Raw genomic sequence first — 14,950 nt, forward strand, 5'->3', positions numbered from 1 at the left:
TCTCGGCCGGCTCGGCCAGGTGGTTGCCGACCCAGCGGCTGCCGAGTTGCCCGACCTTCTCCGCCGGCGTCATCTCGGCCAGGAGGGCGTCGACCCGTTCCGGCACGGGCAGCGTCGGGTCCTGCCAGCGCCGCCTGACCCGGTCCGCCGACGGCGACCGATCGTCCGTCGTCACCGCGTCCTCCGCCATTCTGAAGCGATTCGTTTCGAAATGTTTCGATCTCGGCCAGCATACGTAGGACACGTTATTACAGCAACGGTCGTGGTCGGCCCTTGACATGAACCGGCGCGAATCCTAGCTTCGGTAGGCCTACTGCTTTCGAAAGTTTTCGAAGGCGGCTCGGGGAGCCGCGAGTCTCGGGAACGGAGAACTCAGCGTGGAAACTCCACTCTCTCGTCGTACCGTCCTCGGGCTCGCGCTCGGCGTGCCGGTCTCGATGGCCCTGGGCGCCTGTGGCACCGCCGGCCCCGGCACCGGCGGCGCCACGTACTGGTACCTGAACGGGCAGCCCCAGGAAGGCGTCCGGACCGGCGCCGTCGACCGGTTCAACAAGGCCAATCCCGACAGCCAGATCACCCCGACCACCTTCCAGAACGACGCCTACAAGACGAAGATCAAGACCGCCATCGGCGCCGGACAGGCGCCCACCGTCATCTGGGGGTGGGGCGGCGGGACGCTGCGCACCTACGTCAAGGCCGGCCAGGTCGAGGACCTCACCTCGTGGTTCGACCAGAACGCCGCTGTGAAGGACCGGCTGTTCCCGACCGCGTTCGACGCCGCGACCGTCGACGGCAGGATTTACGCGAGGCCGTGCGAGGCCGTGCAGCCGATCGTCCTGTACTACAACAAGAAGGTCTTCGCGGCCGTCGGCGCGCAACCGCCGCAGAGCTGGGGCGACATCATGGCCCTGGTGCCCAAGTTCAACGCCAAGGGCATCGCGCCGTTCGCCCTCGGCGGCCAGTCCCGGTGGACGAACATGATGTGGCTGGAGTTCCTGTTCGATCGCCTCGGCGGCCCCGAGGTGTTCCAGGCCATTCTCGCCGGCGAGAAGAACGCCTGGTCCAACCCGGTCGCCATCGCCGCGCTGACCAGGGTGCAGGACCTGGTCAAGGCCGACGGGTTCATCAAGGGCTTCTCCTCGATCACCGCGGACTCCAACGCCGACCAGGCCCTGCTGTACACCGGCCGGGCCGCCATGATGCTGCACGGCGCGTGGTCCTACGGCATCCAGCAGGCCAACGGCGGCGACTTCGTCTCGAGCGGCGGGCTCGGCTTCATGAACTTCCCACCGATCGAGGGCGGCAAGGGCGACCCGAGCGACACCGTGGGCAACCCGGCGCAGTACCTGTCCATCTCCTCGAAGGCCACCGCCGAGCAGAAGACGGTCGCCAAGAAGTTCTTCGCCACGGGCGTCCTCGACGACGAGGAGGTGAAGCAGTGGATCGGCACCGGCGGGGTCCCGGTGCTGAAGGGCACACAGAAGCTGCTGGCCGCCGACAAGAACGCCGAATTCCTCGGCTTCACCTACGACATCGCCAGCAAAGCCAAGAACTTCGCCCAGTCCTGGGACCAGGCGCTCAGCCCGACCGCCGCCGAGCCGCTGTTGGACAACATCGCGAAGCTGTTCCAGCTGTCCATCTCGCCGCAGCAGTTCGCCGACAACCTCAACGCGGTCATCGGCCAGTGACCACGTCCACCGGACACCGGCCGCGGCGCGGCCAAGGCGGCAACCTGGTGTGGTTGGCCGCGCCGGCGCTGGTGTTCTTCGTCGGCTTCGCCGTCATCCCCGTCGTCGGCGTGTTCGCGCTGAGCTTCACGACGTGGGACGGAATCGGCGAGATCCAGTTCTCCGGACTGACCAGTTGGCGTGCCGTGCTCACCGATCCCGGGCTGCCGCACGCCATCTGGGTCACGTTCCTCGTGATGGTCGCGTCCTGGGCGGTCCAGACCCCGCTGAGCATCCTGCTCGGCACGTTCCTGGCCGGCCCGCAGCGCTACCGCGCGCTGCTGTCGGTGGTGTACTTCATCCCGCTGCTGCTCAGCTCCGCGGCGATCGCGATCGCGTACAAGGCGTTGCTGGACCCGAACTTCGGGCTCGGCGCCGGGCTGGGCATCGCGTTTCTCAGCCAGGACTGGCTGGGCCGCCCGGGGCTCGCGTTCGGACTCGTCATCTTCGTCGTCTCCTGGCAGTTCATCCCGTTCCACTCGTTGATCTACCAGGGCGGTGTCCGGCAGATTCCGCGGTCCATGTACGAGGCCGCGCAACTGGACGGCGCCGGCCGGGTCCGCCAGTTCTTCAACGTCACGCTGCCCCAGCTGAAACACACTGTCATCACCTCGTCGACGCTCATGGTGGTCGGCTCGCTGACGTTCTTCGACCTCATCTTCGTGTTGACCGAGGGCGGTCCGGGGGATGCCACCCGGGTGCTCGCGCTGGACATGTACAAACGGGGTTTCCAGGCCAACCTGATGGGGCCGGCCAGCGTCATCGCCGTCACCCTCGTCCTGGTGGGCCTCGTCCTCGCCCTGCTGCTGCGCCGGCTCGGCGGCCGCGACGCCGGTGAGAGCCAGTTGGAGGGCGTCTGACATGAGCGCCACGCTGACCAAGCCACGGCATCAGGCGGATTCCCGCCGAGTGCGGCAACGCGGCACCGGCCCGGCCCATCGGCGCAACTGGCTCGGTGGCCTGGCCGGTTGGCTGTGGCTGGCCGTCGTCGTCGTGCCCGTCTACTGGGTTCTGATCACCAGTTTCAAGGCCCAGAGCGGCTACTACTCGAGCAACCCGATGGTCCCGCCGAGCAGACCCACGCTGGACAACTACCTGTTCGTCATCCAGTCCGACTTCGTCACGTACTTCGTCAACAGTGTCGTGGTCACGGCCGGCGCGGTGGTGCCGGCCGTGACGTTCTCCTTCATGGCCGCCTACGCCATCGTGCGGGGCTGGCCCAGCCGGTTCCTGCGCATGGTGAACGGCCTGTTTCTGATGGGCCTCGCCATCCCGCTGCAGGCAACGGTCATCCCCATCTATCTGATCATCATCAGGCTGCGTCTCTACGACAGCCTGCTGGCGCTGATACTCCCGTCGATCGCGTTCGCCATCCCGCTGTCCGTGCTGGTGCTGGCCAACTTCATCCGTGACGTGCCCAAGGAACTGTTCGAGTCCATGCGCATCGACGGCGCCACCGAGTGGATGACGTTGTGGCGGCTGGCGGCGCCGCTCACCCGGCCGGCCATCGTGACCGTGACGATCTACAACGCGCTGACCATCTGGAACGGATTCCTGCTGCCGCTGATCCTCACCCAGAGCCCCACCCGGCGCACCCTGCCGCTGGCACTGTGGAGCTTCCAGGGCCAGTTCAGCGTCAACGTCCCCGCCGTCGTCGCCGCCATCGTCCTCACCACGCTGCCCATACTGGCCCTATACGTGTTCGGCCGCCGCCAACTGCTCGGCGGCCTCGCCGCCGGCTTCAGTCGGTGACTCGCCGGCGTCACGGACCGAAGTCGAATGGTGGTGGAAACGCCGAACGGGTGGTCGATCTGGGCCGATTGCCGCCGTGAAGGTGTCAGGTCGCTAACGGCCGGACCCATTCCGGCGGGCGAGCCGCAGTATTCGACCGTAGCGTCATGCACCATGACGAACCCACAGGACCCGTACCCGCAACAACAACCCGGCCGGTCCGGCTCGTATCAGCCGAACCAGAACCCGATGGCCGCGCCGCCGCTGAGCCAGAGCGAGCTGGGCGGCCCCCAGAACCTGCCGGCGCCGCAGCCGGTGCAGATCTCGTTCTGGATCTGGGTGGCCACCGCCGCGCTCGGCGTCATCGGCGCCGTGGTCGGATTCACCCAGCGCGATGCCGCCGTCGCCGCGCTGCGCGGCTCCGCGAGCGTACGCGGCCTGACCGAGGCGCAGATCCAGACCGCTGCCACGGTCGGTGTCGCCGTCGCCGCCGTCTTCGCGATCATCTTCGCCGGCTTGTACGTGCTGTTCGCGTTCAAGGCGCGGGCCGGGCGCAACTGGGCCCGCATCGTGCTGACGGTGCTGACCGTGCTCCATGTGCTGTCGCTGGCCACCGGGTTCTCGGTGCTCGCCGGCATCTCCGCGCTCGCCGCCGTCGTTGCCCTGGTGCTGCTCTACCTGCCCGCGTCCAGCCAGTTCTACGCCGCGTCGAAGCGGGTCCGGTAAGCACGTTCGGTCGACCGTGAGGGGAGTGGCCGTGATCGAGGCAGTGCAACTCACCAAGCGCTACGGGCAGACGCTGGCCGTGGACAACCTGTCGTTCACCGTGCAACCCGGCCGGGTCACCGGGTTCCTCGGGCCGAACGGCGCGGGCAAGTCGACGACGATGAGGATGATCCTCGGCCTGGACAATCCGACCGCCGGCAGCGTGCGCATCGACGGCAGGACGTATCGGGAGCTCGACCGTCCACTACGGACTGTTGGTGCCCTGATGGACGCGAAGTGGTTGCACCCCAACAGGTCCGCCTATTCCCATCTGCTGTGGCTGGCCAGGTCTAACCGGCTGCCCGCGCGTCGGGTGAACGAGGTGCTGGACCTGGTCGGCCTGACCGCGGTCGCCAAGCGGCGGGCCGGCGGGTTCTCGCTGGGCATGTCGCAACGGCTGGGCATCGCGGCGGCGCTGCTGGGCGATCCCGGTGTGCTGCTGTTCGACGAGCCGGTGAACGGCCTTGACCCGGAGGGCATCGTCTGGATCCGCCGGTTCATGCAGAGCCTGGCCGCCGAGGGCCGCACGGTGCTGGTCTCCAGCCACCTGTTGTCCGAGATGGCGCTGACGGCGGAGGACCTCGTCGTGATCGGCCGCGGCAGGCTGATCTCACAGGGCAGCGCCGCCGAGTTCATCGAGCGGTCGTCGACCTCGACGGTGTTCGTCCGCAGCCCGCAGCTGGCCAAGCTGGAGGCCGCCTTGGTGGACAAGGGATTCCCGGTGGTGACCGAGGGGGAGGGGCTCCAGGTCAGCGGCGCGAGAACCGAGGTGATCGGTGACGTGGCCGCCGCCATCGGCGCTGTGGTGCACGAGCTGAGTCCGCAGCGCGGCTCGCTGGAACAGGCTTTCATGCGGCTGACCGAGGACTCGGTCGAGTACCACACCGGGCTCGGCGATGCCGTTTTGCCGGAAGGGAAGTGAACCGATGGCTCTGCTGGACGTCGAACGCATCAAGCTGTTCTCCACCCGCGCGCCGTGGTGGTGCATGGTGCTGGCCGCCGCGCTGACGGTCGGCTTCACGGTGCTGCTGGTGGCCAACGCGGGGACCACGTTCCCGCTCGCCGTGAGCACCACGCAGTTCGCCTACAACTTCGGTCTGATGGTCGTGATGGTGATGGCCGCGCTGGCGATCACCACCGAATACCGCTTCGGCACCATCAAGTCCACCTTCCAGGCGGTGCCCAACCGGACCGCCGTGCTGGTGTCCAAGACCGTTGTCGTCGCGCTGCTGGCCGGCATCGTCGGCGAGATCATCGCTTTCGCCTGCTGGGGCGTGGCGCGGCTGATGAAGCCGGACGCCGACCTGGCGATCCGGACCGCGTCGGACTGGCGCAACGTCGCGGGCGTCGGGCTCGTCTACTTCGGCGGCGCGATTCTCGCCCTTGGCGTCGGCATGCTGATCCGGCAGACCGCCGGCGCGGTGTCGATCATCCTGGTCTGGTCGCTGCTGGCCGAGAGTCTCGTCGGGCTCATTCCGACGATCGGCGTCAAGATCCAGGCCTGGCTGCCGTTCAACGTCGCCGGGCACTTCGTCAACGGGGACGAGCCGGCGACGGGCGGCGTGCAGGGACGCGGCGCCGGCATCGACTTCGCGATGAGCCCGTGGGTGTCCCTGCTCTACTTCATGGGCGTCGCGGTGGCCCTGTTGGTCGTCGGCATAGTGGTGGTGAACAAGAGGGACGCGTGACGTGAGGATCTCGTCGGCCTGTGGGGCCGGGTTCCAGATCGGCGCGCCCGGAGAGATCAGGATGGGATCCAGCTGCGCCGGCTTCGTCGACAACGGTGGGCCATACGTGTTCCTGGCCTGCAACGGTCGGTCGCCCGGTTGACGGGCGCGGACGCGTTGCGGGTACGCACCTTCTTCGCCACCGGCCTGGTCGTGGCCGTCTCCCTGTCCTCGCGGTGCCCGACCGGCGGGCCGACGCGGCGTGGAGCGCCTGGATCCTGGACCTCGCGGACCAGGCGGGAAACGCGGACATGAACAAGACTGCACGCGCGACCGGCAAGCGCCGGGTGGACGACGACTGACGGTGGGACAGATGAACACTGGTGACGTGACGCGGACCGCGCTGGCGGGCATCCGGATCTTCAACGGCGTGGTGGGGCTGTTCGCGGCCCGGCGGATGGCCGCGCAGCTCGGCGGCGAGCTGGGGGAGGACAAGCGGTTCGTCTATCCGGCGCGGATGTTCGGGGTGCGCACGATCGTGCTGGGAGGCGATCTCCTGACGTTGCGTGCGAGTGACGCGTCCGCCCGTCGGGTCCTGTCCCAGGCCGTGCTGATTCACGCCTCGGACACCGTGGCGGCGGCGTATGCCGGGTGGCGGGGCGAGCTCCCGGCCAAGGCCGCGAAGGTCACCACGGCCATCTCGGCAGTGAACACCGTGCTGGCGGTGGTGTCGCTGGCCACTTGCCGGCGCGCTCCTCAGGTGCCGTCCGGACACGCCGACTGAGCCGCGCTGACCGAACGCCGGAAGTCGCCCGGCGCCCGTCTTCGAGGCCTACTCGGGTGGTGAGGCCGCTGACGAGCTGGTGGTCAAGCTGCCGCGGCGCGGTGGTGAGGCCGGGGCCAGGGATCCCGCCGCAAGATCCCCGGCCCGCCCCGTCGTCGCGCCCCGATTACCGAGGCTTCGTCACTACTGCGGCGCTCCGCCCCTCACGGCTTCCGTCGCTGGACAGATCCGCGATCGGCATTCCGATCGAGCGGACCACCGGGTTCACGATGCTCCGCGCTCGCCTCGCTCGCGTGTCGGCGAGGCGAGCCCGGATTCGACGTCCCGGCGGGAGAGGGTTTCGGGGACCGTTCATGACCAGTGCTCATCCGGAAAAGAGATCGATAACAAGGAGAAAACCCGCCTGACTACCTTCGAATCGGCCGCGCCAGCGGTGGCTGGAAACGGGCGTTTGAGGGAGATGGTGAGTGATGTCGGTGGGCTCCCGGTCGGTGACGGACTCCTCGATCGCGCGGTTGGACCCCGGCGACTGCGAGGTGCTGGCGGAGGTCGCGGGCAAGCTGGCGGCGGCCGAACCGGGCCTGATCGACGAGGCGTCGTGGGTGGCGGCGGCCCGGCGGGCGTGGCACTCGGCGCCGGCGGCGATGCGGGGCGTTCTCGCGGAGTTCCGTCGCGATTCCGGGCCGCAGGGCGCGCTGCTGCTGCGCGGGCTGCCGATCGATGAGGAGAACGTGCCGGCGACCCCGCTGGTGGAGGGCTCGGTGCAGCGCACGACCACGGCCGCGGCCGCGATCCTGATGCTCGCCGCCTGTGGGCTGGGCGACCCGGTCGCCTTCCGGGCCGAGAAGACCGGCGCCCTCGTGCAGGACGTGGTCCCGGTTCCGGGCAAGGAGCAGTTCCAGGGCAACGCCGGCTCGGTGCTGCTGGAATGGCACAACGAGAACGCCTTTCACATCTACCGGCCCGACTACGTCATGCTGCTGTGCCTGCGTGCCGATCACGACGGCATCGCCGGCCTGCGCACCGCCTGCGTCCGCCAGGCACTTCCGCTGCTGAGCGACCAGGGACGGGCCGCGCTGTCGGCGCCCGAGTTCGCCACCCAGCCGCCGCCATCCTTCGGGGCGGTGGCCGGCGGCGGCGAACCGCACGCCGTGCTGACCGGCGCCTGGGAGGACCCCGACCTCAAGGTCGACCTCGCCGCGACGACCGGGCTCACGCCGAGGGCCGAGGGCGCGCTGGTCGAGTTGCAGGAGGTGTTCGCCACGGTGGGCCGCACGTTGGTGCTCTCGCCCGGTGATCTCGCCATCGTGGACAACAGGGTCACCGTGCACGGCCGCACCGCCTTCCAGCCCCGCTACGACGGCCGCGACCGGTGGCTGCAGCGCACGTTCGTGCTGCGCGACCTCCGTCGCTCACGGGACCAGCGACCCGGCGACGGCTACGTCATCGACTGAAGGGGTGGTCGCCGGTCGAAGTGGCCGTGACTCTTTTACGGTCCGGATACTTCCGCAACCTGATGGTTCTTTCCGCGGCCCGTGACTCTTTTCGGGTGTGTGGGACTTTTGGCGCCGTGTGTGCGTCGATACGTGATAAGGGGAGTAGTGCTCGAGATCGACCTGGGAATAGTCACGGTCCGCAGTCGGGTGTTACTCCGTTCGGCCGATGCGACCCGGGAGTGGCTGGGGGAGTCTGGCGCTGGGGGTTGTAATTTGTCAACCAACCGAAACCATCCGGAAATATTCTGATCGTCGGGGGACGGCGACCAGGGGGAAATGTGACCGGATCGGGGGGAGCGTGGGCGGGGTAAGTGCCGCCGCGCTGGGCTGTGGTGTCAGACAATAGAATTCTGGGGAGGGGGAGCATGGGAATCTCATTGGATTTCCGTGTACTCGGGCCGCTCGAGGTGTACGCGGCCGGACAACGCATCGCGGTGGGTGGGCCGCGACAGCGCACGATTCTCGCGATGCTGCTGCTCGCAGCCGACCGCGTGGTGGCGGTGGACAGCCTGATCGAGGCGGTGTGGAACGGCCAGCCACCGGCCACCGGACGCACCCAGGTGGCCATCTGCATCGCGACTCTTCGCAAGAACTTCAAGTCGGCGGGCTGCTCCGACGACGTGATCATCACCTCGTCGCCGGGATACATGCTGCTGTCCGCCGGTCACCGGGTGGACCTGGTCGAGTTCAACCAGCTCATGGTCGACGGCGAGCAGGCCACCGCGCAGGGGCGGATCGCCGACGCGTCCGACCTGCTCAGCGACGCGCTGGCGCTGTGGCGAGGTCCCGCGCTGTCGGGCGTGTGCGGTCACCTGGTCGAGGCCGAAGCGGCGCGGATCCTGGAGCGGCGGCTGACCGCGTACGAGCGCCGGGCCGCGCTCAAGCTCCAGTTGGGCCAGCACGAGACGCTGATCGGCGAGCTGACCGCGCTGGTGCAGGAGTACCCGTTGCGGGAACAGACCCGTGGCCAGCTGATGCTGGCCGAGTACCGCTCCGGCCGGCGGGCGGAGTCGTTGCAGACCTTCCACAACGGGCGCCGGCACTCGATCGAGGAGTTCGGTCTGGAGCCCGGCCCCGCGTTGCGCCAGCTCCAGCAGGCGATCCTCCAGGACGACCCGGCACTGGCCTCGCCGGCGCCGGTGTCGCCGGTGCGGGACATACCGGTCACGCCGCTGCAGCTGCCCGCCGGCGCCGTCGAGTTCACCGGGCGCCACGACGAACTGTCCATGCTGGACCGGATGCTCCACCATCGGCCGGACGGCTGGCCGCCGGCGTTCGCGTTCGTCACCGGCGGAGCCGGCGTCGGCAAGACGGCGCTGGCGCTGCACTGGGCGCACCGGGTCGCCGACCACTTCCCCGACGGCCAGCTCTACGCCGACCTGCACGGGGCCGACGGCGTCCACCAGCCGGCGGCGCCGCAGGCCCTGTTGGGCAGTTTCCTGCGAGCGCTCGGGGTGCCGGCCGACCGTATCCCCGCCGACCTGAACGAGTGCTCGGCGCTGTACCGCAGCGTGCTGGAGGGCCGTCGAGCGCTGATTGTGCTGGACAACGCCGAGAGCTTCGCGCAGATCCGACCGCTGCTGCCCGGCGGCCGTGGCTGCTGCGTGGTGGTGACCAGCAGGGCGCAGTTGGATGAGCTGGCCGTGGGAACCACCACGATCCCGCTGGGCCGGCTGGCCGGCGACGAGGCCGCCCAGATGCTGGGCCGGCTGGTCGGCGACGACCGGATTCCGGCCGACCCGGCCGCCTGCGCCGAGGTGGCCCAGCTCTGCGACGGGCTGCCGCTGGCGCTGCGGATCAGCGCGTCCATGCTGCGGGCCAAGCGGCACTGGACGGTTCGGACGCTGGCCGGCCGGCTGGTCAACCCGCAGCGCCGGCTGGACGAGCTGTCCAGGGGCGAGCTCCAGCTGCGGGCCAGCTTCGCTCTGAGCTACCGAAACCTGCCGGCCGGCGCGGCGGCGATGTTCCGGCGGCTGGCCCTGCTCGACGTCTCGGAGTTCGCGGTCTGGGCCGGCTGCGCCCTGCTGGGCGTCGACGAGATGGACGCCGAGGGGCTGCTCGAGCAGCTGGTCGACGCCCACCTGCTGGAGGTCGCCGGACGGGACGGCACTCAGGTCCGCTACCGGCTGACCGAGTTGCTGCGGCTCTACGCCGGCGAGCTGGTGCGGGCCACGGACAGCGAGCAGGAGCGGCAGGCCGCGCACGAGCGGGTGCTCGCCAGCTGGCTGGCACTCAACCACCAGGAGCAGAGCCCGGTGCGGGCCGCGTCCTGAGTTCGACCGCCACAGCGCTCCGTACCCGCACCTGGTCGGGGGTACGGAGCGCTGTCGTGTGCGTTTTTCCCGCGAAAACAGCATTGATAACGACGTGAAAAAGCTCACGACTAGGGTTTCTCCTACGGGGTGCAGGTAATTAACTGCGTCGTGAGACCAGGAGGTCTGTGGTGTCCGAGGAGTTACACCGAAGGAAAGTGCTGAAGGGTGCTTTGGTGGCGGCCGGCGTCGCGGGCGTCGGCTTGGCCGGCGCGCTCCCCGCGAATGCGGCGACGTCCAATTCGCAGGGCCGTGACCAATCGGGATTCCCTGTCGTGCCCGGAATGAAGGGCGACCGGAGAGCGAACGAGCTCTGGTACGCCTACGAGGATCGTTTCAACTACAACGACAACGACCAGATCGAGGCCGCGTACGACGCCATCGGCGCCTGCACCTCATACGGCTCGGTCGAGGCGCTCTACCCCGAGTACCAGAAGCACCGCGCCGCCGGCACGTATCCCGACGGCTACACCCAGCAGTTCGCGCCGGCCAAGGACGCCTTCGCGTACCTGACGGGGCTGCAGCTGGCCGTGCACGACCAGTTCTACAAGGACAACCCGGTCGGCATCGCGCAGGCGTTCTTCTACTTCGGCGAGGGCACGCTCTACGACCCGCGCATGCCGGTGGGCCACAAGAACCACATCATGGACTACAGCAAGAAGGGCACCGCGCCGCCGACGAACTACCACGCCTGGCACTGCATCATGCGGGCCACCGTGCTGCTGGGCATCCAGCCCGTGCGCTGGACCGAGCTCATCCGCTGCAACGGCATCGCGTGGGAGACGCAGTCCCGGATGAAGCCGAAGGCCGACTGCGACACCAACCCGGCCATGGACCCGCTGCTGCGGCTCAAGATCGAGGCTCGGTGGGCGACGATGTCGCTCGCCCAGATCGACGACGCCTTCGACTCGAGTCCGTACCCGAAGGGCATTTCCTGACCTGGCGGGACGCCGGGCGTACGGGTGGTCCGCACGCCCGGCAGCCGAGATGAGGGGACTCCAGCACGATGCGTACAGGTGTGTGGCTTGTCGGCGCCCGCGGATCGGTTGCCACCACGGCGATCACCGGCGCCGCCGCGATCAGCGCCGGACTGACCGCGCCGACGGGGTGTGTCACCGAGCTGGAGCCGTTCCGGCGGCTCGGCCTCGCCGCCTTCGGCGAGCTGGTCTTCGGCGGACACGACGTCGTGGAGACCGGCCTGGTCAAGCGGGCCGAGCAGCTGGCGCAGGCGGGCGTGCTGCCGGCGGGGCTGGTCGAGCCGGTGCGGGCGGACCTGCTGGCCGCCGACGAGCGGATCCGGCCCGGGGCCGGCCCCGGCGACGGCCGCACCCAGGCGGACGCGATCCGGGCGCTGGTCGCCGATCTCACGGATTTCCGGCGCAGGCACGACCTCGCGCAGGTGGTCGTCGTGAACGTCTCGTCGACCGAGCCGCCGGTCACGCCGGATCCGGCGCACGCCGCACTGTCCGAACTGGACGCCGCACTGGCCGCCGGCCGGACCGTGCTGCCGACCAGCTCCGCCTACGCCTACGCCGCCTTCCGCGCCGGCTGTGCGTTCGTCGACTTCACCCCGTCCACCGGCGCCCGGCTGCCGGCGCTGGACGAGCTGGCCCGCGCCGAGGGCCTGCCGTACGCGGGCAGCGACGGCAAGACCGGCGAGACGCTGGTCAAGTCGGTGCTGGCGCCGATGTTCACCAGCCGCGCGCTGCGGGTGCGGGCGTGGTCGGGCACGAATCTGCTCGGCGGCGGCGACGGCGCGACGCTGGCCGATCCGGTCACGGCCGCCAGCAAGATCGACTCCAAGCAGCGGGTGCTCGGCGAGAGCCTCGGCTATCCCGTCGACGGCGACGTGCACATCCACAACGTGCAGGAGCTCGGCGACTGGAAGACCGCCTGGGACCACATCGCCTTCGACGGCTTCCTCGGGGTCCGGATGACCATGCAGTTCACCTGGCAGGGCTGCGATTCCGCGCTGGCCGCGCCGCTGGTGCTGGACCTGGCCCGGTTCGCGGCCGCGGCGCTGCGCGCCGGCCGGAGCGGGTCGCTGCCCGAGCTCGGCTTCTTCTTCAAGGACCCGGTGGACAGCACCGAGCACGGCCTGTCCGAGCAGTTCACCACGCTGCGGCGATGGGCACAGGACCTGGCGGCCCGGCCGTGACTCCGCCCGGGGCGGGCGACATCGTCCAGTTGCTGCGGGCGCCGGCCGCGCTGAGCGTCCCCGGCGACGTCGTCGCGGGGGCCGCCGCGGCCGGCTGGCCCTTCCGCGCCGGCACCGCCGGCCTCGCCGTGTCGTCGATGTGCCTGTACTGGGCCGGCATGGCGCTCAACGACTACGCCGACCGCGAGCTGGACGCGGTGGAACGCCCCGAGCGGCCGATTCCCTCCGGCCGGGTCACCCCCGGCTTCGCGCTGGGATTGGCCACCGGCCTGACCGCCGCCGGGCTCGGCCTGGCCGGATTGTCCGGCGGCACAAGGGCATTGGCGATCGCGCTGCCATTGGCCGCGACGGTCTGGGCCTACGACCTCAAGCTCAAGTCGACTCCGCTGGGACCGGCCGCGATGGCCGCGGCGCGGACGCTGGACGTGTTGATGGGCGCCGGATCGGGCCGGCTGCGGGCCGCCGCGGTGCCGGCGCTGACGGTCGGACTGCACACCTACACGGTCACCGCGCTCAGCCGGCACGAGGTGAGCGGCGCACCCGCGTCCGTGCCGGCGGCGACGCTGGCCGGCAGCGGACTCATCGGCGCCGCATCGGTGCTGGCCCGGCGGCACGCGTCCTGGAAGGACCGGCTGTCCGGCGCCGCGTTCGCCGGCCTGTACCTGTCGGGTTACGGCCGCGCGCAGTGGGCGGCCAAACAGGATCCGTCGGCGGGCAACGTGCGACGTGCGGTGAGTGCTGGCATCCACGGCATGGTGCCGTTGCAGGCGGCGCTGACCGCGACCGCGGGCTCGCCGCGCGCCGCGCTGCCGGTGGCCGCCGCGTTCCCGCTGGCCCGGCTGCTGGGAAGGAAGGTGTCGGCGACATGACCGTCCGATTCGGCTTCGGCACCAACGGTTTCGGCAACCACCGGCTGGACGACGCGCTGTCGGTGATCGCCGGGCTCGGATACCAGGGCGTCGCGCTGACGCTGGATCACTGCCACCTCGACCCGTTCGCCGACGACATCGAACGGCAGGTGGCCGCGCTGTCGCGCCGGCTGGCCGACCTCGGCCTCGGCGTGGTGGTCGAGACGGGCGCGCGGTACCTGCTCGATCCGTGGCGCAAGCACTCGCCGACGCTGCTTTCCGTTGAGGGCGCGGAGCTTCGGGTGGACCTGCTGGTACGCGCGGTGCGGATCGCCGCCGGGCTCGGAGCCGAGGCGATGTCGTTCTGGAGCGGCACGGCCGAACCGGGCGTCGAGGGCGAGCTCGCCTGGGACCGGCTCACCGAAGGCTGCGCGAAAGTGGTCGCGGCGGCCGAGGAACACGGCGTCGCACTCGGTTTCGAGCCTGAGCCCGGGATGTTCGTCGACAACCTGGACCGGTACGACGAACTGTGCGCCCGACTCGGCATGCCGGCGGCGTTCGGGCTGACCCTGGACATCGGCCACTGCCGGTGCCTGGAACCCCAGTCGGTGCCCGACTGCGTGCGCCGGGCGGCGTCGCGACTGGTCAACGTGCAGATCGACGACATGCGCCTCGGCGTGCACGAGCACCTGGAGTTCGGCGAGGGCGAGATCGACTTCCCGCCGGTGCTGTCCGCGCTGGACGAATGCGGCTACCGCGGGCTGGTCGCCGTCGAACTGCCCAGGCACAGCCACGCCGCCCCGGCGGTGGCGCGGCGGTCGTTGGCGTTCCTGCGATCCGCGAGCGGAGGACGATGAGCACCGACCTGCGGGCGCTGCTGCCCGCCATCGACTGGGTGGACGAGGCGCTGGCGCGGGTTCGGGCCGATCCCGCCGCGATCCGCCTGCTCTTCCCGGTTGTCGGACGCCACTGCGGGCGCGGCCCGCTGCCGGACGAGTCGAGGTGGACCGTGGACGACGCGGTCCGCGTCCTGCTGCTCACGTCGTTGCCGTACCAGGGACAGCGGCTGGCCGACGAGCTGACCGCGCTGTACCGGTCCGGCGACGCGGCCGAGCGGCGTGGCGTGCTGCGCGGGCTGGCCGACCTGGAACCGCGGCTCGGCGACCTGGCTCTGCCGCTGGTGCGCGACGCGGTCGCCACCAACGACTCCCGGCTGATCAGCGCGGCGCTGGGGGAGTACGCGGCGCTGCACCTGGACGCCGACGGCTACCGGCAGGCCGTCCTCAAGTGCGTGTTCACCGGGATCCCGCTGGCCGACGTGGCCGGCGTCGCCGGCCGCGCGGACGGGGAACTGGCCCGGATGCTCGCGGACTTCGCCCACGAGCGGACCGCCGCCGGCCGCGACGTCCCCGTCGACGTGTGGCCGATCCTCGAAAGCCACTCCAGCAGCAGGCAGGACTGA

15 protein-coding genes are annotated in these 14,950 nt (G+C 70.1%); all 15 read left to right on the forward strand.

The annotated features are described in order from the left end of the window. Positions 1 to 377: 377 nt before the first annotated feature. The 15 genes from AB0M73_RS27915 to AB0M73_RS27985 all read left to right on the forward strand — a co-directional run bounded on the left by AB0M73_RS27915 (position 378) and on the right by AB0M73_RS27985 (position 14,950). The gene (locus tag AB0M73_RS27915; RefSeq protein ID WP_363896212.1) at positions 378 to 1,688 is read left to right on the forward strand and encodes an extracellular solute-binding protein; all 1,311 of its coding nucleotides are present in this window, start codon (positions 378 to 380) and stop codon (positions 1,686 to 1,688) included. Further along, the gene (locus AB0M73_RS27920; protein ID WP_363896215.1) at positions 1,685 to 2,587 is read left to right on the forward strand and encodes a sugar ABC transporter permease; all 903 of its coding nucleotides are present in this window, start codon (positions 1,685 to 1,687) and stop codon (positions 2,585 to 2,587) included. Before AB0M73_RS27915 ends, AB0M73_RS27920 begins: the two co-directional genes overlap by 4 nt. 1 nt (position 2,588) lies before the next feature. Next, complete coding sequence (locus tag AB0M73_RS27925; protein ID WP_363896218.1) at positions 2,589 to 3,479, forward strand: carbohydrate ABC transporter permease; 891 nt, start codon at positions 2,589 to 2,591, stop codon at positions 3,477 to 3,479. A 153-nt stretch (positions 3,480 to 3,632) separates the two neighbouring features. Then, the gene (locus tag AB0M73_RS27930; protein WP_363896221.1) at positions 3,633 to 4,184 is read left to right on the forward strand and encodes a hypothetical protein; all 552 of its coding nucleotides are present in this window, start codon (positions 3,633 to 3,635) and stop codon (positions 4,182 to 4,184) included. Between the two features lie 31 nt (positions 4,185 to 4,215). Further along, positions 4,216 to 5,145, forward strand: coding sequence for an ATP-binding cassette domain-containing protein (locus tag AB0M73_RS27935; RefSeq protein ID WP_363896224.1), 930 nt, complete (start codon positions 4,216 to 4,218; stop codon positions 5,143 to 5,145). Between the two features lie 4 nt (positions 5,146 to 5,149). Next, positions 5,150 to 5,911, forward strand: a complete 762-nt coding sequence (locus tag AB0M73_RS27940) for a hypothetical protein (RefSeq protein ID WP_363896226.1) — start codon at positions 5,150 to 5,152, stop codon at positions 5,909 to 5,911. A 215-nt stretch (positions 5,912 to 6,126) separates the two neighbouring features. Continuing rightward, complete coding sequence (locus tag AB0M73_RS27945; RefSeq protein ID WP_363896229.1) at positions 6,127 to 6,252, forward strand: hypothetical protein; 126 nt, start codon at positions 6,127 to 6,129, stop codon at positions 6,250 to 6,252. Positions 6,253 to 6,263: 11 nt separating this feature from the next. Beyond that, positions 6,264 to 6,674, forward strand: a complete 411-nt coding sequence (locus AB0M73_RS27950) for a hypothetical protein (RefSeq protein ID WP_363896232.1) — start codon at positions 6,264 to 6,266, stop codon at positions 6,672 to 6,674. 470 nt (positions 6,675 to 7,144) lie between these two features. Further along, entirely contained in the window at positions 7,145 to 8,128 is a 984-nt protein-coding gene (locus AB0M73_RS27955) for a TauD/TfdA family dioxygenase (RefSeq protein ID WP_363896235.1), read from the forward strand. 407 nt (positions 8,129 to 8,535) lie between these two features. Then, positions 8,536 to 10,443 carry a BTAD domain-containing putative transcriptional regulator gene (locus tag AB0M73_RS27960; protein ID WP_363896238.1) on the forward strand — a complete coding sequence of 636 codons (1,908 nt, stop codon included), beginning with the start codon at positions 8,536 to 8,538 and terminating at the stop codon, positions 10,441 to 10,443. Positions 10,444 to 10,757: 314 nt separating this feature from the next. Then, positions 10,758 to 11,420 (forward strand): hypothetical protein, encoded by a 663-nt coding sequence (locus AB0M73_RS27965; protein ID WP_363896241.1) that lies wholly within the window; start codon positions 10,758 to 10,760, stop codon positions 11,418 to 11,420. A gap of 68 nt (positions 11,421 to 11,488) precedes the next feature. Further along, positions 11,489 to 12,640, forward strand: coding sequence for an inositol-3-phosphate synthase (locus AB0M73_RS27970; RefSeq protein ID WP_363896244.1), 1,152 nt, complete (start codon positions 11,489 to 11,491; stop codon positions 12,638 to 12,640). Then, entirely contained in the window at positions 12,610 to 13,509 is a 900-nt protein-coding gene (locus tag AB0M73_RS27975; protein WP_363896247.1) for an SCO3242 family prenyltransferase, read from the forward strand. The genes AB0M73_RS27970 and AB0M73_RS27975 overlap by 31 nt, the downstream gene beginning before the upstream one ends. Continuing rightward, a complete protein-coding gene (locus tag AB0M73_RS27980; RefSeq protein WP_363896250.1) occupies positions 13,506 to 14,345 on the forward strand; it encodes a sugar phosphate isomerase/epimerase family protein in 840 nt (279 codons plus the stop codon). The genes AB0M73_RS27975 and AB0M73_RS27980 overlap by 4 nt, the downstream gene beginning before the upstream one ends. Then, positions 14,342 to 14,950: an EboA domain-containing protein gene (locus AB0M73_RS27985; RefSeq protein WP_363896253.1), complete on the forward strand. Its 609-nt coding sequence runs from the start codon at positions 14,342 to 14,344 to the stop codon at positions 14,948 to 14,950. The genes AB0M73_RS27980 and AB0M73_RS27985 overlap by 4 nt, the downstream gene beginning before the upstream one ends.

Origin of the sequence: Kutzneria sp. NPDC051319, assembly GCF_040682195.1 — a bacterium.
GTDB lineage: Bacteria > Actinomycetota > Actinomycetes > Mycobacteriales > Pseudonocardiaceae > Kutzneria.

Excerpts from the sequence above, each read along its gene's own strand:
- AB0M73_RS27925 (WP_363896218.1), top strand. The coding sequence starts at position 2,589 with ATGAGCGCCACGCTGACCAAGCCACGGCATCAGGCGGATTCCCGCCGA.
- AB0M73_RS27930 (WP_363896221.1), top strand. The coding sequence starts at position 3,633 with ATGACGAACCCACAGGACCCGTACCCGCAACAACAACCCGGCCGGTCC.
- AB0M73_RS27940 (WP_363896226.1), top strand. The coding sequence starts at position 5,150 with ATGGCTCTGCTGGACGTCGAACGCATCAAGCTGTTCTCCACCCGCGCG.
- AB0M73_RS27950 (WP_363896232.1), top strand. The coding sequence starts at position 6,264 with ATGAACACTGGTGACGTGACGCGGACCGCGCTGGCGGGCATCCGGATC.
- AB0M73_RS27955 (WP_363896235.1), top strand. The coding sequence starts at position 7,145 with ATGTCGGTGGGCTCCCGGTCGGTGACGGACTCCTCGATCGCGCGGTTG.
- AB0M73_RS27960 (WP_363896238.1), top strand. The coding sequence starts at position 8,536 with ATGGGAATCTCATTGGATTTCCGTGTACTCGGGCCGCTCGAGGTGTAC.
- AB0M73_RS27970 (WP_363896244.1), top strand. The coding sequence starts at position 11,489 with ATGCGTACAGGTGTGTGGCTTGTCGGCGCCCGCGGATCGGTTGCCACC.
- AB0M73_RS27975 (WP_363896247.1), top strand. The coding sequence starts at position 12,610 with ATGGGCACAGGACCTGGCGGCCCGGCCGTGACTCCGCCCGGGGCGGGC.
- AB0M73_RS27980 (WP_363896250.1), top strand. The coding sequence starts at position 13,506 with ATGACCGTCCGATTCGGCTTCGGCACCAACGGTTTCGGCAACCACCGG.
- AB0M73_RS27985 (WP_363896253.1), top strand. The coding sequence starts at position 14,342 with ATGAGCACCGACCTGCGGGCGCTGCTGCCCGCCATCGACTGGGTGGAC.